Annotated in this window: 20 protein-coding genes; 15 read left to right on the plus strand and 5 right to left on the minus strand. The window is 67.4% G+C overall.

What is annotated here, in order from left to right; genetic code table 11:
- Positions 1-263 precede the first annotated feature (263 nt).
- Complete coding sequence (locus ACE3SL_RS13415) at positions 264-710, minus strand: VOC family protein (RefSeq protein WP_374526228.1); 447 nt, start codon at positions 708-710, stop codon at positions 264-266.
- A 25-nt stretch (positions 711-735) separates the two neighbouring features.
- A complete protein-coding gene (locus ACE3SL_RS13420) occupies positions 736-1,539 on the minus strand; it encodes an aspartate dehydrogenase (RefSeq protein ID WP_374526229.1) in 804 nt (267 codons plus the stop codon).
- Between the two features lie 184 nt (positions 1,540-1,723).
- Between ACE3SL_RS13420 and ACE3SL_RS13425 the strand changes: the two genes are divergently transcribed.
- The 11 genes from ACE3SL_RS13425 to ACE3SL_RS13475 are packed head-to-tail and all read left to right on the plus strand — an operon-like array spanning position 1,724 to position 10,725.
- On the plus strand, positions 1,724-2,551 hold the full coding sequence (locus ACE3SL_RS13425; RefSeq protein WP_374526230.1) for a sulfite exporter TauE/SafE family protein: 828 nt from the start codon (positions 1,724-1,726) through the stop codon (positions 2,549-2,551).
- A 7-nt stretch (positions 2,552-2,558) separates the two neighbouring features.
- Positions 2,559-3,581: a fumarylacetoacetate hydrolase family protein gene (locus tag ACE3SL_RS13430; RefSeq protein ID WP_374526231.1), complete on the plus strand. Its 1,023-nt coding sequence runs from the start codon at positions 2,559-2,561 to the stop codon at positions 3,579-3,581.
- Complete coding sequence (locus ACE3SL_RS13435) at positions 3,578-4,630, plus strand: ABC transporter substrate-binding protein (RefSeq protein ID WP_374526232.1); 1,053 nt, start codon at positions 3,578-3,580, stop codon at positions 4,628-4,630. Before ACE3SL_RS13430 ends, ACE3SL_RS13435 begins: the two co-directional genes overlap by 4 nt.
- Positions 4,627-5,184 (plus strand): VOC family protein, encoded by a 558-nt coding sequence (locus ACE3SL_RS13440; RefSeq protein WP_374526233.1) that lies wholly within the window; start codon positions 4,627-4,629, stop codon positions 5,182-5,184. Before ACE3SL_RS13435 ends, ACE3SL_RS13440 begins: the two co-directional genes overlap by 4 nt.
- A complete protein-coding gene (locus tag ACE3SL_RS13445) occupies positions 5,181-5,933 on the plus strand; it encodes an ABC transporter permease (RefSeq protein ID WP_374526234.1) in 753 nt (250 codons plus the stop codon). Before ACE3SL_RS13440 ends, ACE3SL_RS13445 begins: the two co-directional genes overlap by 4 nt.
- A 2-nt stretch (positions 5,934-5,935) precedes the next feature.
- Positions 5,936-6,679 carry an ABC transporter ATP-binding protein gene (locus ACE3SL_RS13450; RefSeq protein WP_374526235.1) on the plus strand — a complete coding sequence of 248 codons (744 nt, stop codon included), beginning with the start codon at positions 5,936-5,938 and terminating at the stop codon, positions 6,677-6,679.
- A complete protein-coding gene (locus ACE3SL_RS13455) occupies positions 6,676-7,506 on the plus strand; it encodes an alpha/beta fold hydrolase (protein WP_374526236.1) in 831 nt (276 codons plus the stop codon). The genes ACE3SL_RS13450 and ACE3SL_RS13455 overlap by 4 nt, the downstream gene beginning before the upstream one ends.
- Positions 7,503-8,975, plus strand: coding sequence for a 2-hydroxymuconic semialdehyde dehydrogenase (locus ACE3SL_RS13460; RefSeq protein ID WP_374526237.1), 1,473 nt, complete (start codon positions 7,503-7,505; stop codon positions 8,973-8,975). The genes ACE3SL_RS13455 and ACE3SL_RS13460 overlap by 4 nt, the downstream gene beginning before the upstream one ends.
- Before the next feature lie 10 nt (positions 8,976-8,985).
- The gene (locus tag ACE3SL_RS13465; protein ID WP_374526238.1) at positions 8,986-9,765 is read left to right on the plus strand and encodes a 2-keto-4-pentenoate hydratase; all 780 of its coding nucleotides are present in this window, start codon (positions 8,986-8,988) and stop codon (positions 9,763-9,765) included.
- Complete coding sequence (locus ACE3SL_RS13470) at positions 9,762-10,193, plus strand: RidA family protein (protein WP_374526239.1); 432 nt, start codon at positions 9,762-9,764, stop codon at positions 10,191-10,193. The genes ACE3SL_RS13465 and ACE3SL_RS13470 overlap by 4 nt, the downstream gene beginning before the upstream one ends.
- A 4-nt stretch (positions 10,194-10,197) precedes the next feature.
- Positions 10,198-10,725 carry a 3-hydroxyanthranilate 3,4-dioxygenase gene (locus ACE3SL_RS13475; protein ID WP_374526240.1) on the plus strand — a complete coding sequence of 176 codons (528 nt, stop codon included), beginning with the start codon at positions 10,198-10,200 and terminating at the stop codon, positions 10,723-10,725.
- Positions 10,726-10,748: 23 nt separating this feature from the next.
- Here ACE3SL_RS13475 and ACE3SL_RS13480 read toward each other — a convergent pair whose 3' ends face one another.
- Positions 10,749-12,332 (minus strand): Na+/H+ antiporter, encoded by a 1,584-nt coding sequence (locus tag ACE3SL_RS13480; RefSeq protein WP_374526241.1) that lies wholly within the window; start codon positions 12,330-12,332, stop codon positions 10,749-10,751.
- Between the two features lie 316 nt (positions 12,333-12,648).
- Between ACE3SL_RS13480 and ACE3SL_RS13485 the strand changes: the two genes are divergently transcribed.
- The 3 genes from ACE3SL_RS13485 to ACE3SL_RS13495 are packed head-to-tail and all read left to right on the plus strand — an operon-like array spanning position 12,649 to position 14,980.
- Entirely contained in the window at positions 12,649-13,425 is a 777-nt protein-coding gene (locus tag ACE3SL_RS13485; RefSeq protein ID WP_374526242.1) for an SDR family NAD(P)-dependent oxidoreductase, read from the plus strand.
- On the plus strand, positions 13,422-14,225 hold the full coding sequence (locus ACE3SL_RS13490; protein ID WP_374526243.1) for an enoyl-CoA hydratase/isomerase family protein: 804 nt from the start codon (positions 13,422-13,424) through the stop codon (positions 14,223-14,225). Before ACE3SL_RS13485 ends, ACE3SL_RS13490 begins: the two co-directional genes overlap by 4 nt.
- A 5-nt stretch (positions 14,226-14,230) precedes the next feature.
- Positions 14,231-14,980, plus strand: a complete 750-nt coding sequence (locus tag ACE3SL_RS13495; protein WP_374526244.1) for an N-acyl homoserine lactonase family protein — start codon at positions 14,231-14,233, stop codon at positions 14,978-14,980.
- A gap of 118 nt (positions 14,981-15,098) precedes the next feature.
- On the opposite strand, the gene ACE3SL_RS13500 is transcribed toward ACE3SL_RS13495, so the two are convergent.
- Positions 15,099-15,827: an enoyl-CoA hydratase/isomerase family protein gene (locus tag ACE3SL_RS13500; RefSeq protein WP_374526245.1), complete on the minus strand. Its 729-nt coding sequence runs from the start codon at positions 15,825-15,827 to the stop codon at positions 15,099-15,101.
- 126 nt (positions 15,828-15,953) lie between these two features.
- On the opposite strand from ACE3SL_RS13500, the gene ACE3SL_RS13505 reads away from it, so the two are divergent.
- Positions 15,954-17,771 carry an arylsulfatase gene (locus ACE3SL_RS13505; protein WP_374526246.1) on the plus strand — a complete coding sequence of 606 codons (1,818 nt, stop codon included), beginning with the start codon at positions 15,954-15,956 and terminating at the stop codon, positions 17,769-17,771.
- A 41-nt stretch (positions 17,772-17,812) separates the two neighbouring features.
- Here ACE3SL_RS13505 and ACE3SL_RS13510 read toward each other — a convergent pair whose 3' ends face one another.
- A complete protein-coding gene (locus tag ACE3SL_RS13510) occupies positions 17,813-18,418 on the minus strand; it encodes a TetR/AcrR family transcriptional regulator (RefSeq protein WP_374526247.1) in 606 nt (201 codons plus the stop codon).
- Positions 18,419-18,462: the final 44 nt, after the last annotated feature.

The raw sequence follows: 18,462 nt of genomic DNA on the forward strand, positions 1-18,462 counted from the left end.
ACCACTGTCTCCACAATCAACATCCCGTTCTCGCCAACTGATCAAAACCAGTCGGCCGACTATATCCCCGGGATGAAGGGGTCCTTTTTGCACGCCGATCACCCCACGAAGGGGGTGCCTATTGCACGCTGATCCTCAGCTTTGGCTTCCGCTTCCGGGCGAAAGCCGCCATCCCAGCAGAGGATTGTCTGGCCATTTCGTCATATCAAAAGAGCCGCCGGAGCATTCTCCAGCGGCTCTTTTGATTGTCGGGCGATGCGGCATCACGCCGCCGGCGGCGCGCCCTTGAAGCTTTCGGTCCCGGCCCAGCCGCGCTCGGACACATCGACCATCACATTCTCCGGCCCCGCCATCTTGTATTCGGCATTGTCCTTTGCGGGATTCTTGCCCAGCCCCTGCGCCAGATTGACGTCGTGGCGCGGCGCATAGCCCGAATTCTCGAAGCGTTCGACGACTTCGGCGATGTCGTCGCACTGGAAGCCGATGTGGTGGAGGCCGGTATAGCCCTCGGGGAATTCCATCCCTGCGGCGGGGCGGTTCTTGAAGCAGAGCAGCGCGATGTTGATGTGGCCGTCGGTCACATAATAGCCGCGTGCGTTGCGGCTGTCGATCTTGCCGGCGACGGTCCAGCCGAGGACGTCGGTGAAGAAGCCGACCGAATTATCGGGGTCAGCGGAGGCGATCGCCACATGGCGGAGACGGGTGGTCATAGGTCGAACCTTTCGTGTTGGAAAATTAGGTGCCGATACGGATCGGGCTGACGAGATCGTTCAGCGCCGCGACGATGCTTTGCGCGGTGATGCGGCCAGTGCCGGGATTCTCGACAGTCGGGATATTCTCGATCCCCAGCTCGAGCCGCGCGCTGTCCGAATCGACGACGATGCGGTGCGTGTTGCGCTCGAGCGCCGGATCGGCCCAGATTTCGAGCCGGGTGCGTTCGGGGCCCACGCCCGCGAGGCCGAGCGCCGCCGCGACATTGACGTTGGCGGGAAAGGCGATCGCGCCCTCACGCGCATTGCCCTCGAAGATCTTCAGCGGCTCGGTGATCGCGGTCAGGTCGATGTTGTTGCGCACGACATGCTCGGCCTTGATCAGCGACTTGACCGGCTTGCGCGTCACCATCGTCACCGAATGGATGTTGCTGATCGCCGCCGCGCGCACCGCGTCGAGCCCGAGCAGCGCGCCGGTCGCGAGGATCAGCCGGCCACCATGCGCGCGGGCGAGGTCGGCCGCTTCGGGCCATTGCATCAGCGCGGCGCCGCTGACCGTCACCAGCGTCTTGCCGGCGCGGAGCGTCGCCTCGGCGATCTCGCGGAACGCCGCGGTCGGGGCGCAATCGACGATGACGTCGGACAGGGCGACGAGCTCGGCGGTATCGACGATCGGTACGGGCTGCTTCAGCTTTGCCATCGCCGCCTCGGCGCGTGCGCGGTCGCCCGCCGATACCGCCGCGAGCGTCAGCGGCAGGTCGCTTGCTTCGATATGGCGCGCGACGACGCGGCCGATGGTGCCGAACCCGGCGATGCCAATGCGTTTCATATCCCTCGCGCTACGGGGTCGCCGTTATATGCGATAATATCGATTATCCGCTCCGCTATCCTCGAACGAATATAGGATGGCCCTCGGGTCTGATATGCATTTTTGATTATAGGCTATCGCATTTTCTATCTTTGACTGCATATCATTCGCCCCGCACAATCGGGACCGAACTTATGGGGGAGCCATGCACGCGCTTTTGAATCCGGAAATGGCGACGCTCGCGGCGATGATGCTGCTGACCGGCGCGGTCGGCGGAGTGATCGCCGGGATGCTCGGCGTCGGCGGCGGCATCGTGATCGTGCCAGTGCTCGACCTCGTGCTCGCGGCGCTTGGCGTCGATTCCTCGGTGAGGATGCACGTCACCGTCGCGACCTCGCTCGCGACGATCATCCCGACTGCCATCTCCTCGTCGCGCGCGCACGAAGCGAAGGGTGCGGTCGATCACGACCAGCTGAAACGCTGGGGCATCGCCATCTTCCTCGGCGCGATCGCCGGCGTGCTGCTCGCTAGCCACGTCACCGGCGACGTGCTGTCGGCGGTGTTCGGCATCGTCGCTTTGCTCGTCGCGATCAAGATGCTGCTGCCGCTCGAAGGCAAGCATATTGCCGAGACGATGCCGGGCGGCGTGGTCGGGCAGGCGATTCCCTTTGCGATCGGCGGGGTGTCGAGCATGATGGGGATCGGCGGCGGCACGCTCAGCGTCCCGGTGATGACCCTGTTCAACGTGCCCATTCACCGCGCGGTCGGCACCGCGGCGCTGTTCGGGCTGATGATCAGCGCCCCCGCGACGGTCGCCTTCGTCGTCACCGGCTGGAACGTCCCCGACCTGCCGCCTGGCAGCCTCGGCTATGTCAATCTGATCGGGCTCGCGATCATCGGTCCCGCAACCTTCGTCACCGCGCCGTGGGGCGCACGCATCGCGCACGCGCTGTCGAAGCGCCAACTCAGCATCCTGTTCGGCCTGTTCCTCACCGTCGTCGCGGTGCGGATGCTGATCCGGGCTTTCGGGTGAGCGGGCGGTGGCGGAGCTCGATCGTCGCGCCGCGCTGGCGGCGATCGGCACCGGGCTCGCGCTCGGCTGCACCGTGCCTGGTTTCGCACGCAATTTTCAGAAGGATGATCGACGCATGACCCGCTTTGCCCTCGCCACCCGCGCCACGCCCGAAGGCGCGCGCCCGACGATTCGCGTCGGCGACGCCTTTCACGACCTGCACGAGGCCGCTGCGCAGCATGGCTTCGCCGGGGTGGCGGGCGACGTCACCGCGATCATTCGTGACTGGGATGCGCGGCGCGAAGGGCTGTTCGCGCTTGCTCGCGCACTCGACGGAGCGGCCGGTGCGATCGACGCCCCAGCGCTCGCCGCGCCGTTCGAGCCGCGCCGTATCTTTGCCGCCGCGTCGAATTTCATCGAACATGCCGACGAGATGAAGACCAAGCTCGCGGAAAAGGCCGAGAGCGAGCCCTATATCTTCCTGAAGACCATCGAGAGCGTCGTCGGCCCGAACGAAACCGTCGTCGTCCCGCCGCAAGTGTCGCGCCCCGACTGGGAGGTCGAGCTCGGCGTCGTCCTCGGCCGCGCGGGCAAGAATGTCGCCGCCGACGACGCGCACAGCCTCATCGCGGGATATACGATCGTCAACGACGTGTCGGCCCGCGACCGCACGCGGCGGACCGACTTTCCCTTCTCGCACGACTGGTTCCGCGGCAAGAGCTTCGACAGCTTCACGCCCCTGGGCCCCGTGTTCGTGCCGCGCGATTGCCTCGGCGATCCGCATGTCATCCGCCTCGGCCTCAAGGTCAACGGCGAGGCGATGCAGGACGGCAACACGTCGGAGATGATCTTCAACATCTACGAACAGATCGCCTATCTCTCGACGATCCTCGAACTGAAGGCGGGCGACCTCATCGCCTCGGGCACCCCCGCCGGGGTCGGAATGGGGCGCGGCGTTTTCCTCAAGGACGGCGACGTCATGGATGCCTGGGTCGAGGGGATCGGCGAGCTCCGCAACCCCGTCGCCGCGCCGCATTTGCCGCGCGCATGACGCCGAAGACCGCCTTTTCGCGCCGCGCACTGGTCGCGCCCTTGCTCGTCGTCGCGGCCATCGCCGCGCTGACGCTGTGGAGCGCGTTCGGCGGCAATGCGCCGCAGGCCGCGAAGCAGGCGGAGGGTGCGCGAACCGTCCGCTTCAACATGGCGTGGCTGCCGCAGGGCAGCATGGCGGGCATCTTCGTCGCGATCGACAAGGGCTATTTCGCCGACGCGGGGCTCGCCGTCGAGCCGGTGCGCGGCTTCGGCGGGATGCGGACCGCGAACGAGCTCGACCAGGGCATGTTCGAATTCGCCTATATCGACCCGCTGTCGGTCGCGCTGGCCCGCGCGAAGGGCGGCAAGGTGCGGATGATCGGCGGCATCAACATGCGGCTTCCCGCCGGCGCCTGCTTCGTCAAGGAGCGGCACGATATCGCCAAGCCCGCCGATCTCGCGGGTCTGCGCTTCGGCGCCGGGCAAAGTTCGATGATCCAGGCGCTGCTCCCGGCATGGCTCAAGGACAATGGCGTCGACCCGGCGCGCGTCGAGCAGATTCAACTCGACCCCGCGATCGTGGTGTCGTCGCTTGTCGAGGGGCGGATCGACGCCGCCGAATGCTGGCTCGGCAATTCGATGGCGCTGTTCGACAAGGCGGCGAAGGCGAAGGGCGTCACCATCGGCCGCATCGCCTATGCCGATTTCGGGCTCGACGTCTACGGTAGCGGCTTCGCGACGCAGGACGCGCTGATCGAGAAGCAGCCCGATCTGGCGCGCGCGTTCCTCAAGGCCGCCTATCGCGGCTATGCCGACGCGGCGCGCGATCCCAAGGGCGCGCTCGCGATCATCCGCAAGGCTTATCCCTTGCTCGACGAGACGGTGACCGAACGCCAGATTCGCGAGACCGCCGACCTGATGGCAGCCGAGGGCGGCTCGCACCGCCTCGCACCCGAAAAGATCGAGCGTACCGTCACCACGCTGCAGGCGAGCGGCCAGCTTCAGGGCTTCGACCAGACGCCGCAGCTCTTCACCAACGCCTTCGTTCCGATGGGGAATCAGCCATGACCGATCCCGCTTCCTACCGCCCGCGCCCGACGCGGCTCGGCCACCTCGTGCTCAAGGTGCGCGACATCGATCGCAGCCTCGCTTTCTATACCGAGGTGATGGGCCTCGAAGTGTCCGACTGGATCGACCACAACATGGTCTTCCTGCGCGCCGGCGAGGATCATCACGATCTCGCGCTTCTCCAGCTTCCGCCGGGCCATAGCGCGATCCCCGAGGGTCATTATCCCGCGGTCGAGCATTTCTCCTACCGCCTCGAAACGATCGAGGAGATGGAGAAGGTCGCGGCGATGCTGGTCGCGCGCGGCATCACCATCGATCGCGGTATCGGCAAGCACGGTCCGGGGGCGAACAGCTTCCTCGTCTTCCGCGATCCCGACGGCAACAATGTCGAATTCTACACCGACATGACGCAGATCACCGCCGACAGCCCCTATGAGCCCTCGGTCTGGGATGGGAAGGATCTCGAAACCTTCGACCGCTGGCACCTCGACCGCTTCCTCGTCCCGCCGCCCGCGCGCATTCAGGCGCTGCTCGACAAGGAAGATGGCGCGTGAGCAGGCTCGTCAATCGCGACACCGCGATCAGCGCGGGCTTCTTTCTGCTGCTCGCCCTGGCGTGGGAATATGGCGTCCGCGCGTCGGGCGTCGCATCCTATCTGCTGCCGCCGCCGAGCGCGATCCTCGGCGAACTCTGGCAGTCGCGCGGGCCGATCCTGTCGCAGAGCCTCGTCACGCTGACCGAGGTCTTCTGGGGCTTCCTGATCGCGGTCGCGCTCGGGGTGCCGATCGCGGCGCTGATCCATTTCTCGCGCACCGCCAAAAGCACCGTCTATCCGCTGTTCGTCGCGCTGCAATCGATCCCCAAGATCGGCCTCGCGCCGCTGATCGTCGTCTGGTTCGGCTATGGCCTCGCGTCGAAGCTGATCATGGCGTTCCTCTTCGCCTTCTTCCCGATCATCATCGCGACGCTCGGCGGGCTGGCGAGCACCCCGGCGCATCTCGAAGAGCATTTCCGCGCGCTCCGCGCCACGCCGATGCAGGCCTTCTGGCGCCTCCGCCTCCCCGCCGCGCTGCCGAGCTTTCTCGACGGCTGCAAGGTCGCGATGCCGCTCGCGGTGATCGGCGCGGTGGTCGGCGAGTTCGTCGGCTCGAACGACGGCCTCGGCAACCTCATCCTCACCGCTTCGGGTTCGGGGCACACGACGCTGACCTTCGCGGCGCTGATCGCGGTGACGATCCTCTCGCTGCTGCTCTTCTACGGCGTCGCCTATTGGGAGCGCTTCATCTGGTGGCGCGCAGCATGAGCATGGTGATTTCCCTCTCGAACGCCGGCAAGCTGTTCGGCGGCCGTCAGGTGCTGCAAGGCGTCAGCGCCGGGATCGGCGACGCAGAATTCGTCTCGATCCTCGGCCCCTCGGGCTGCGGCAAGAGCACGCTCCTCCGCCTGATCGCCGGCCTCGTCCCCTTCGAGGAAGGCAGCATCCGCTTCGGCGGCGCCGAGGTCACCGCGCCGACCGCCGAAATGGGCTTCGTCTTCCAGACCTCGAACCTGCTGCCGTGGCGCAACGTCCGCGATAATCTGCTGCTCGGGGTCGACCTCGACCCGGCGGCGAAGCGTCCCGACGCGGCGGCGATCGCGGCGCTGGTCGAGACGCTCGGCCTCACCGGCTTCGAGGCAAGCTATCCCGGCGAGCTGTCGGGCGGGATGCGCCACCGCGTCGCGATCGGCCAGGCGCTCGCCCGCGGGCCGCGGGTGCTGCTGATGGACGAACCGTTCGGCGCGCTCGACGCGCTGACCCGCGACCGGCTCAACATGGAACTGCTCCGCATCTGGCAGCGCGACCGCAAGACCGTGCTGCTCGTCACCCACAGCATATCGGAAGCGGTGCTGCTCTCCGACCGCGTGCTCGTGATGTCGGAGCGGCCGGGGACGATTATCGAGGATGTCCGCATCGACCTGCCGCGCCCGCGCGACCCCAGCGCGACGCGCGAGGACCCGGCGTTCGGCGACTATGTCGTGCGGCTCAGCAAGCTGATGGGAGTATCATGATGGAAAGCGGTGTGCTGGCGACCACAGGCGCCGAAATATACTGGCAGACGCATGGGGAAGGGCCCGCGGTCGTGCTCGCGCATGGGATCGGCGGCAATCATGCGATCTGGTATCGCCAGCTCGATGCGCTGTCGCGGTCGAACCGCGTCATCACCTTCGACCATCGCGGTTTCGGCCTGTCGCGCGACCTCGACGGGCGCGGGCGCGATGCCTTCGTCGATGACCTGACCGCGCTGCTCGATCATCTGGGCGTGGAGAAAGCCGCGCTCGTCGGCCAGTCGATGGGCGCGGGCACCTGCATCGGCTTCGCCCACCGTGCGCCCGAGCGCGTCGCGGCGCTCGCCGTCTGCGACAGCCTGCACGGGATCGCCGAGACGGGCGAGGTCAAGGCGATCATGGACGCCGCGCGTGCGAAGACCGCCGCGCTGTCGCAGATTGAGCGCGTCCTCGGCGCGAACGCGCTGCGCGAGTTGGCGGCGCTCTACAGCCAGATCGCGAGCTTCAACGCCGCCGACCGCCACAGCCTGACCGGCAGTTTCGACGCGCGCCCGGCCGCCGAACTCGGCGGCAGGGGCTTCCCGATCCTCTTTCTCTCAGGGGTCGAGGATATAATCTTCCCGATCGAGGCGGTGCGCCTCGCGCAGGCCGAGGTTGCGGGCTCCTTTCTCGTCGAGGTCAATGATGCGGGGCATTCGGCCTTCCTCGAAGCGCCGACCCAGTTCAACGACACGATATTGTCGCTGCTCCAGATGGCGGACCATGTCGGCAAGGCCGGCCCCGCGCACAGCAATGCCGCGGGCTATGTCGCGGTCGGAGGCGCGGCATGAGCGTCTATCCCTTCGCCGAGCGCCCGGTGCTGAACTATGTCGACGGCGCTTTCGTCGAGGGCGAGCGCTGGTTCGACAATGTGAACCCCGTCGACGGCAGCGTCGCGGGCCGCGTGTCGCAGGCGAGCCGCGCACTGGTCGACCGCGCGGTCGCCGCCGGGCGCGCCGCGCTCAAGGGGCCGTGGGGCCAGATGTCGCAGGCCGAGCGCTGCAAGCTGCTCGTCCGCATCGCCGAGGGGATCGAGGCGCGCTTCGACGAGTTCGCGGCGGCGGAGATCGCCGACACCGGCAAGTCGCTGCATCAGGCGCGCACGATCGACATTCCGCGCGGCGCCGCCAATTTTCGCGCCTTCGCCGCGATCGCCGAGGCGCGCGCGATGCCGAGTTTCCGCACCGACCTGCCGGGCGGGCGCAGCGCGATCAACTATGCGATCGCGCGGCCGCTGGGTGTCGTCGCGATCGTTTCGCCGTGGAACCTGCCGCTCTTGCTGATGACGTGGAAGGTCGCGCCCGCGCTCGCGTGCGGCAATGTCGTCGTCGTCAAGCCGAGCGAGGAAACCCCCTCGACCGCGACCTTGCTTGCCGAGGTGATGGACGAAGCCGGGGTGCCGCCGGGCGTGTTCAACCTCGTCCACGGCTTCGGCGCGGACTCGACGGGCGAATGGCTGACCGCCAATCCCGACATCGACGCGATCACCTTCACCGGCGAATCGGCGACCGGCGGCGCGATCATGCGCGTCGCGGCGGCGGGGGTGAAACCCGTCTCGTTCGAACTCGGCGGCAAGAATGCCGCGCTCGTCTTCGCCGACTGCGATTTCGACGAAGCGGTCGCAGGCACGGTACGTTCCGTCTTCTCCAACTGCGGGCAGGTGTGCCTCTGCACCGAGCGCGTCTATGTCGAGCGGCCGATCTTCGACCGCTTCGTGAAAGCGCTGGCCGAGCGTGCCGAGGCGCTGACCGTCGGCGATCCGTGGTCGGGTGCCGATATGGGGCCGCTGATCTCGCACGGCCACCGCGAAAAGGTGCTGTCCTATTATGCGCTCGCGCGTGACGAGGGCGCGACGGTCGTTACCGGCGGCGGCATTCCCGGCCTGGATGGCGCGCTAGCGGGCGGGGCGTTCGTGCAGCCGACGATCCTCACCGGCCTCGGGCCCGATGCGCGCTGCGTGCGCGAGGAGATTTTCGGTCCCGTCTGCCACATCGCGCCTTTCGACAGCGAAGAAGAAGCCGTCGAACTCGCCAACGACACCGACTATGGTCTTGCCGCCGCGATCTGGACGCGCGACGTGGGACGCGCGCACCGCGTCGCGGCGCAGATGGAAACGGGCATCGTCTGGGTCAACGAATGGTTCCTGCGCGATCTTCGCACGCCGTTCGGGGGCATGAAGCTGTCGGGTATCGGGCGCGAGGGCGGCGAACATTCGCTGGGCTTCTATTCCGAACCGACCAATATCTGCGTAAAGCTTTAAGAGGGATATCATGGCAGACATTGCCGCAATCGCCGCAAGGCTCGACACCGCCGCCAGCGAGGCAAGGGCGATCCCGCAGATCACCGGCGAGGCGGGCGATCTGCCGCTCGCCGAGGCCTATGAAATCCAGCGCGCCGCGATCGGCCATCGCCTTGCGCGCGGCGCGGCGCTCGTCGGCGTGAAGATGGGCTTCACCAGCGAGGCCAAAATGGTCCAGATGGGGCTCAAGGACCAGATATGGGGCCGGCTGACGTCGGACATGGTCGTCACCAACGGCGCCGCGATCGACCGCGCACGGTTCATCCACCCGCGCGTCGAGCCCGAGGTCGCGGTGCGGCTGAAGGCGCCGCTGTCGGGCGAGGTGACGCGCGAAGAGGCGCTCGAGGCCATCGATGCGGTCGCCGCGGCGCTCGAGATCATCGACAGCCGCTACGAGAATTTCCGCTTCGCGCTCGGCGACGTGATCGCCGACAATGCCTCGTCGTCGGCGTTCGTCACCGGGCCGTGGCTGCCCGCCGACACCGACGTATCGGACGTCGCGATGGTGATGCGCGTCGACGAAGCCGTCGCCGAAACGGGGACGAGCGCCGCGATCCTCGGCGACCCGATCCGCTCGCTCGTCGCGGCGGCGCGGCTCGCGGGTGCGGCGGGGCTGGTGCTTCAGCCGGGCTGGACGGTAATGCTGGGTGGCGCGACCGCGGCGGCGGCGATCGGCGATGCGCGTGCCGTCTCGCTCGACGCCGGCCATCTCGGCCGCGTCGGCTTCACGATCGATGGAGGCGCGGCATGAGCGACAGTGAGGGCCGGGTGATCCCCGGCAAAGCGCGCCCGCGCGGGCGCTTTCCGCATTATCGCCGCGCGGGCGATTTCGTCTTCGTCTCGGGCACCAGCTCGCGCCGCGCCGACAACAGCTTCGCGGGTGCCTCGGCCGACGAGTTCGGCACCGTCAGCCTCGACATCGCCGAGCAGACGCGCGCGGTGATCGAGAATATCGGCGCGATCCTCGCCGACGCGGGCGGCTCGCTCGCCGATGTCGTCGACGTGACGAGCTTCCTCGTCAACATGAATGATTTCGGCGGTTATAACGCCGTCTACGCCGAATATTTCGACGAAACGGGCCCCGCGCGGACGACCGTCGCGGTCCACCAGCTTCCCCACCCGCATCTGCTGATCGAGATCAAGGCGACCGCCTTCATCCCGCGCGCATCGAAAGGATGACGCCATGCTGACCTATGGATTGCCGTTCAACTTCCGCGAATGGATCGAGGATCATCGCGACGTGCTGCAACCCCCGGTCGGCAATGCGCAGATCTGGGAGGATGCCGATTTCATCGTCACCGTCGTCGGCGGACCCAATCAGCGCACCGACTATCATGTCGATCCGCTCGAGGAGTTCTTCTACCAGATCGAGGGCGATATGAATCTGCGCCTGTGGACCGACGAGGGACCGAAGGACATGCCGATCCGCGCCGGCGACATCTTCCTGTTGCCGCCGAACGTCCCGCACTCGCCGCAGCGCCCCGTTGCGGGCAGCGTCGGCCTCGTCATCGAGCGCAAGCGGCCCGAGGGCGTGATCGACGCCTTCCAATGGTATTGCGACGATTGCGGCCACATCGTCCACCGCGTTGAGGTGCAGCTTCAGAGCATCGTCCGCGACCTGCCGCCTTTGTTCGACGCCTTCTATGCCAGCGAGGACCTGCGCACCTGCGGCCATTGCGGGACGGTCCATCCGGGCAAGCACGGCGGTTGATCCGCTATTGACCCTCGCGGCCGTCAATCGCCGCGCTGGAAGACCAGCGCCATCTGCTCGATATCGAGGTCGCGTTCGAGTTCGTGGAGAACCTCATCCTCGATCAGCCCCGCGCGATGGACGCGGATCAGCTCTTCGCGGCTCGCCGCGATCGCCGCGAGCAGGATGTCGAAATGCGGGCGGAGATTTTCCATCTCGGTCCCGGCATCGGCTTCATAACGTTCCATGAACCGCATCCGCTTGCGCGATTCCTCGAGCATCTGCGGATGGACGAGCGTACCGTCCGCATCATAGGCGCGCGCTTCGATCACCGCCAGCCGCGCCCGCGCCATCGCGCCTTCGGCGGCTGCCATCGTCATTTTGGCGGGCAGATCGCTATCGACGGGGCGAATGCGGCGGATCAGCCAGCCGAGGCTCGATCCCTGCACGACGACGGTCGCGAAAATGGCCGCGAAAGCGCAAATCAGCATCAGGTCGCGGCCGGGCATGTCGGCGGGCAGGGTCAACGGCACCGCCAGCGTCACCACCCCGCGCATCCCCGCCCAGCCAAGTACCGTCGCCTGCCGCCAGCCGAGCGGCCGCGCGCGCCTCGCACCCGCTTGCCGGGCGAGGGCGAGCAAGGCTTCGGCGGCGAAGATCCAGACGAAGCGCGCGACGACGATCGTCAGCACGACGCCTGCGACCATCTGGATCGTCGAGGCCGGCATCGCACCGATCCCGCCGATCCGCTCGATCGCGCCGCGCAGCGAAAAGCCGATCAGGATGAAGACGAAGGCTTCGAGGATGAAGACCAGGATCTGCCACACCGAATTGCCGACGAGCCGCGTGTCGGCCGACAGGATCACATGCTGATACCAGCCGAGAACCAGTCCCGCGGTGACGGTTGCGATCACTCCCGAGACATGCGCGGCCTCGCCCGCGAGATAGGCGATCCAGCAGAGCGAGACATGCGCGATGACGACGAGGATGCGGTCCTGCAAGCGCCGGACGACGAAGACCCAGAGCATGCCCATCGCCGCGCCGACGGCGCCGCCGCCTACTGCGACCGCCCCGAAGCTCCGCACCGCGTCCCCGAAGTGGAAGACCCCGCTCAGCGTTGCGGCGACCGCGAAGCGGAATAGGATGAGCCCGGTCGCGTCGTTGAGCAGGCTTTCGCCTTCGAGCAGTGCGGTCAGGCGGCGGGGCAGGGTCACGCCCTTCAGCACGGCGCGCGCCGACACGGCGTCGGGCGGCGACACGATGGCGCCGAGCGCGAAGCAGGCGGCCCAGGGCAGGCTGGGCATGATCCAGTGCGCGACCACCCCGACCGTGAACGTCGTGAACACCACCGCGCCGACCGCGAGCGACAGGATTCCGGGCAGATGGCGCCGGAACCGGCCGAGCGCGGTATAATAGGCGCCGTCCATCAGCAGCGGCGGCAGGAAGAGGACGAGCGCGAGTTCGGGATCGAGCGAGATCGCGGGCAGGCCGGGCACGAAGGCGAGCGCCCCGCCGCCGACGAGCAATGCGGTTGCGGGCGGCCAGCGCAGCTTCAGCGCGAGCCAGTGCAGCCCGACGACGAGCGCCAGCAGGATCAGAATCAGCTCGAAGGCCTCGACGGCATGCACCGCGTCAGTCCCGATCCGCTGCGACGTCGAAGGATGATAGCATGGCGGCACCTCCTGCCGGTTCGGTCGCTCCGAAACTGGCGCGCTTTCCGCCGCGAATCAATGGTGTCGGGGGCGGCCGCAAAGGAGGGAAGACCTTTATCCCCCGCCCGCCGCGCTCGGCGGCTGCGACGGGGGAACAGGTTGTGTGTGCACGATGAGAACATTAAGTGAACAAAATCATCCCGTCAACCCCCTTGTGCTCGTTTCGCCGCAGGTTGACGCTAACGTCAGTTGGCGCCAAGGCCGTTACGGAAACACAGCGAGGAGAGAAAGCATGGCCGGGCAACCCAAATATGATCTGACCGGGCGCGTCGCGCTCGTGACCGGGGCATCGTCGGGACTCGGCGCCGGCTTCGCAAAGGCGCTTGCCGCGGCGGGCGCGAAGGTCGTGCTCGCGGCGCGGCGCGCCGACAAGCTCGCCGAGCAGGTCGCGGCGATCGAGGCGGCCGGAGGGCAGGCGATCGCCGTGTCGCTCGACGTCACCGACGATGCCTCGACCAAGGCCGCCTACGACGCCGCCGAAGCGGCGTTCGGCACCGTCGATACGATCGTCGCCAACGCCGGGGTCGCGACCGAGAAGGTGGCGACGGCGCTCAGCGTCGAGGAGGTCGATGGGCTGTTTGCCGCCAACGTCCGCGGCGTGTTCCTGACCGCGACTGAAGGCGCGCGCCGGCTCGAAGCCGCGGGCAGCCGCGAGAAAGAGCATGGGCGTATCGTCCTGATCGGTTCGATCACCGCCGAGCGCGTCTATCCGGCAACTTCGGTCTATGGCGCGACCAAGGCGGCGGTGCGCCACATGGGCAAGGCGATGGCGCGCGAATGGGCGCGGCGCGGGATCAGCGTCAACATCATCCAGCCCGGCTATTTCGAATCCGAGATGACCGCCGACCTGTTCAATAGCGAGGCGGGCAGGAAATTCGTCGCCTCCTTCCCGCGCCAGCGCCTGCGCCCGCCGAGCGACCTGCACGCGCCGCTGCTGCTGCTCTGTTCGGACGCCGCGCAGGGGATCACCGGCAGCGTTATCACGATCGACGACGGGCAGACGCTGTGAGCGGCGAACTGCTCGTCGAGGCGCGCGGGCAGGTCGAAATCGCGACGCTCAACCGGCCCGGGCGATTGAACGCGCTGAGCGAAGGGCTGGTCGGCGAGCTCAACGACTATTTCGGCGGGCTCGCCGAGCGCAAGGAGGTGCGCGTCGTCATTCTGCGCGCCGCCGGGCGCGGCTTCTGCGCCGGACTCGACATTCAGGAGGACCGCCTGGGGAATGGGGTATCGGACGAGACGCCGGTGCTCCGCACGCTGCGCACGCAGACGCGCATCGGCACCATCTATCGCAAGATGCGCGCCTGTCCGCAGCCGATCATCGCGCTAGGCCATGGCGCCGCGGCGGGTGGCGGGCTGTCGCTGCTGCTCGCGTCCGACGTGCGCTATGCCGCGCCGAGTTTCCGCTGCAACGCCGCCTATATCCGCATCGGGCTCGGCGGCTGCGACATGGCGTCGAGCTATTTCCTGCCGCGTCTCGTCGGCGCGAGCCTCGCGTCGGAGATGATCCTGACCGGGCGCTTCATCGACGCCGAGCGCGCGCTGCGCGCCGGGCTGGTCAGCGAGATCGTCGAGGAGGAGGCGTTGCTCGATCGCGGCCTCGCGCTCGCCGATGAGATGCTGGCGACGAGCCCGTGGGGGCTGCGTCTGTCGAAGCAGGCGCTGAACCTCAATATCGACGCGCAGAGTCTCGACGCCGCGATGGCGATCGAGGACCGGCAGCAGGTGATCCTGTCGGCGACCGAGGATCACAAGGAAGCGCTCGCCGCCTTCCTCGGCAAGCGCCCGCCGAACTATCGCGAGCGGTGAGCGGCATGCTTACCCTCTATGCCTTCAACACCGGCTGGTTTCAGTGCCGCCCGGGCTATTTCATTGCGGGCGAGACGGGCGATTATCTCAAGGGTCCGGTCCCCTCCTATCTGATCGACCATCCCAAGGGCCGCGCGCTGTTCGACAGCGGCATGGGGGTGCGCTATCGTCGCACGCTCGCCGACGCGCTGCCGCCGGACAAGTTCGGGCTGCAATGGTTCGAAGGGCAGGAGATTGCGGCGCGGCTTCGCAGCATCGACGTCGACCCGGCGAGCATCGACTGGGTGATCAACTCGCACCTCCACATCGACCATTGCGGCGGCAACGCCAGCCTGCCCAATGCGACCATGATCGTCCAGTCGCGCGAGCTCGCGGCGGCGCAGGCGGTCGAGGAGCCGGGGCTGTATGAAGCGGTCGATTACGATACCGGCCAGCCGGTGCGCGCGATCGACGGCGAGCTCGACCTGTTCGGCGACGGCAGCGTGCGGATCGTCCCGACCTACGGCCATACGCCGGGGCATCAGAGCGTTATCGTCACCTTGCCGAGCGGGCGCGAAGTGCTGCTCGCCGCCGACTGCTGCTACACCGAGCGCAACCTCGATCTGATGGTGCTGCAACAGGCGGTGGTGGACCGCGAAGCGGGCCTCAGGACGATGGAGTTTCTGAACCGCCGTCGCTGCGCGGGCGCGCATATCTTCTTCGGCCACGACGGGCGCCAATGGGCGAGCGTCGAGGAAGGGAAGCCGATCATTTAATAAGCCCCGTGCTCCCGCGAAGGCGGGAGCCCATCTCCCGCCGGTTCCAATTGGCACCTGCCGGAGATGGGTCCCCGCCTTCGCGGGGACACGCAATTTTTCAATCGAGGATGTGGGCTTAAAACTGCTTCGCCACCCGCTCGGCAAAATCGGGCGCGACCCCGGCGCTGTTGAACACCTCGTGCGCCAGCCCCGGCCCCAGCGGCAGGTCGGCTTGCTCGCGATAGAGGCGCTTGTAGGCGAAGACGCTGTGCCGTGACTGGGCGGCGATCGCTTCGGCCAGCCCCCACGCTGCCTCGTCGAGCCCGGTATCTGCGACGCAATGATTGGCGAGGCCGATCCGCGCCGCCTCGCGCCCGTCGACCGGCAGGCCGGTGAAGCTGATCTCGCGCGCCTTCCATTCGCCGACGCGGCGCGGCAGGCGCTGGCTCATGCCCCAGATCGGCACCAGCCCGAACTTGCCGTGGGTATCGGCGAAGCGCGCGCTCTCGCCCGCAACGATGATGTCGCCCGCAAGCGCGAGCTCCAGCCCGCCGGTGAAGCAGCCGCCCTGCACCGCGACGATCAGCGGCTGCGGCAGATTGGCGAGCTTGGTCACGATCGACGCCTGATAATGCGGCCGCGGCGCTTCAAGCCCGCGTTCCTTGAGGTCGTTGCCGGCAGAGAAGGCCGGCCCCGCAGCGCGCAGGATCACCGCGCCGATCCGCTCGCCCGCCGCCGCGATCGCCTCGACGTGCGCGTCGAGTTCGCCCCACAGCGCGAGGTTCAGCGCGTTGCGCTTGTCGGGGCGGTTCAGCGTCAGCGTCGCGATGCCGTCCGCATCCTCCCGCAGCACCAGCTGGTTCATCTCGCTCTCCCTTTTCCGGTTCCCGTCCGTCCAAGCAGTAAAGGCCGGGCCTGCCAAGAGCATTGACTTTGCAATATTCTGGCATAATGAGTGTCATAAGTTTTCGCGGGGGGAAAGGCGATGACAATGCGCGGACATACCGGCTGGGGGGCCGGCCGCCTTGTCCGGGGTGGTGGGGCCCTGGCCGCGCTCGCCCTGCTCGCGGCGGTGCCGGCCAAAGCCAACCCGGCACCGCCGCACCATCCCAATATCGTCATCCTGCTCGCCGACGATTGGGGGTTCAGCGACGTCGGGTCGTTCGGCAGCGAGATCGCGACCCCGAACATCGATGCGCTCGCGGCGGCGGGGATGCGCTTTTCCAATTTCCACGTCGCGGGCTCCTGCTCGCCGACGCGCGCGATGCTGCAGAGCGGGGTGATGAACCACCGCGCCGGGCTCGGCAACATGCCCGAGACGATCCCCGACGAACATCGCGGCAAGCCGGGATACGACACGGTGATGAACTTGCGCGTCGTGACGATCGCGCAATTGCTGAAGGCGGCCGGATACCGCACCTATCTGACCGGCAAATGGCACCTCGGCAGCGATGCGAAGCGGCTTCCCGGCGCGCGCGGCTACGACCGCGCCTTCAGCCTCGCCGATGCAGGCGCCGACAATTTCGAGCAGCGCCCCATCGAGGGCATGTACGACACCGCCGCCTGGACCGAGAATGGCAAGCCCGCGACGCTGCCCAGGGATTATTATTCGTCGCGCTTCGTCGTCCAGAAGATGATCGATTATATCGAGGCCGACCGCGCGAGCGGGAAGCCCTTCCTCGCCTCGGTCAATTTCCTTGCCAACCATATCCCGGTGCAGGCGCCCGACAGCGACATCGCGCGCTATTCGGCGATGTATCGCGAGGGCTGGACCGCCTTGCGCGAAGCGCGGGCGAAGCGCGCGATCGCGCTCGGCATCATGCCCGCGAGCACCGCGCTGGTGACGATGAAGACGACCCCCGACTGGGCGAAGCTCGATGCCGGGGAGCGCGCGGCGGCGATCCGGGTGATGCAGGCCTATGGCGCGATGGCGACCGCGATGGACCGCGAAGTCGGGCGGCTCGTCGCGCACCTCAAGGCAACCGGCGATTACGACAATACGATCTTCGTCTTCCTCTCCGACAATGGAGCGGAGCCGACCGATCCCTACAACCGGCTGCGCAACCGGCTGTTCCTCGGGATGGAATATGACACCTCGACCGCGAATATCGGCCGCCGCGGCAGTTTCAGCGCGATCGGCCCCGGCTGGGCGAGCGCCGCTTCGTCGCCGCTGTCGGGCTATAAGTTCAGCGCGACCGAGGGCGGGCTGCGCGCGCCGCTGATCATCGCCTGGCCCGGCCATTCGCAGGTCCGCGCGGGCGCGATCAACGGCGGCCTCGCGCATGTCACCGACATATTGCCGACGCTGCTCAACCTTGCGGGAGTGGCGGGGCAGGACGGCACGTGGAACGGTCGCCCGGTCGAGCGGCTCGCGGGACGCAGCCTCGTCCCAATGCTCGCGGGCGCCGAAGGCAGCGTTCATGGTGACGCGCCGCTCGGCTACGAACTGTCGGGCAACGCCGCCCTGTTCCGCGGCGATTACAAGCTGGTTCGCAACCTCGCACCGACGGGTGATGGGCGATGGCGGCTCTATGACATCGGGACCGATCCGGGCGAAACGAAGAATCTCGCGACTGCGATGCCCGACCGCTTCGCGGCGATGCGCGCCGATTATGCGGCCTTTGCCAAGGATAATGGCGTGCTCGAAATGCCCGCCGGCTATACGGCCGATGAGCAGATCAACCTTTATGCCTGGCGCCAGCAGGGAAAGAAGCGCGCGATCCAGGCGGGGCTGGTGCTCGGCGGGATTTTGATCGGGTTGGCGGCGCTGGTCTGGGCCTGGCGCCGCCGCCGTCGATCCAAAACTTAATCTCCGTCATTCCCGCCTTCGCGAGAATGACTTGGGAGGGGTCAAGCCTCGATCAGCGCCTCGACCATATGCAGGACGACCCCGGCCGCGTCCTCGACCGACAGCCCCTGGTCCTGCCGGATCGCGCGCCAGTTCTGGAACGATAGCGCCGCGCACAGCGCCTCGACCTGATAGCGGCCGCCGCGGACTTCGGCAGGCAGCAGCCGCAGCACGAGGTCGCGTTCCATCGTCACGACCTGCGCATATTGGCCCATCAGATAGGCTGACTGGAAGCGCTTGACGTTCGCGGCGAGGCGAAAGGGCAGCATCGTCTCGAACACGCGCGCGCGGCGGCGCGTCAGGTCGCGAAGATTGGCGCGCCAGTCGGCATCGTCATAGGGCGCGGTGATCACCGGCCAAATGCGATCGGCGACGGTCCGCGAAATCTCGCGATAGAGCGAGTCCATATCGTCGAAATGGCGGAACACGGTGCGCAGGCCGACGCCCGCCTCCTCGGCGACGCGCGCCGCGCTCGGCATCAAATCGCCGCCCTCGATCAGGTTCATCATCGCGGCGACGATGCGCTTGTGGCTCGACCGGCCGCGCTCGCGCCGCCCGTCGATCCGCTTGCCGTCGTCGGCCGCTTCGGTCTGTGCCTCGCCCGCCATGGTTCCTCCGCTGGCCCAGCTTGCGCTTCGCGTCAATGGCCGCG

This window comes from Sphingopyxis sp. (assembly GCF_041916015.1).
Classification (GTDB): Bacteria; Pseudomonadota; Alphaproteobacteria; order Sphingomonadales; family Sphingomonadaceae; genus Sphingopyxis.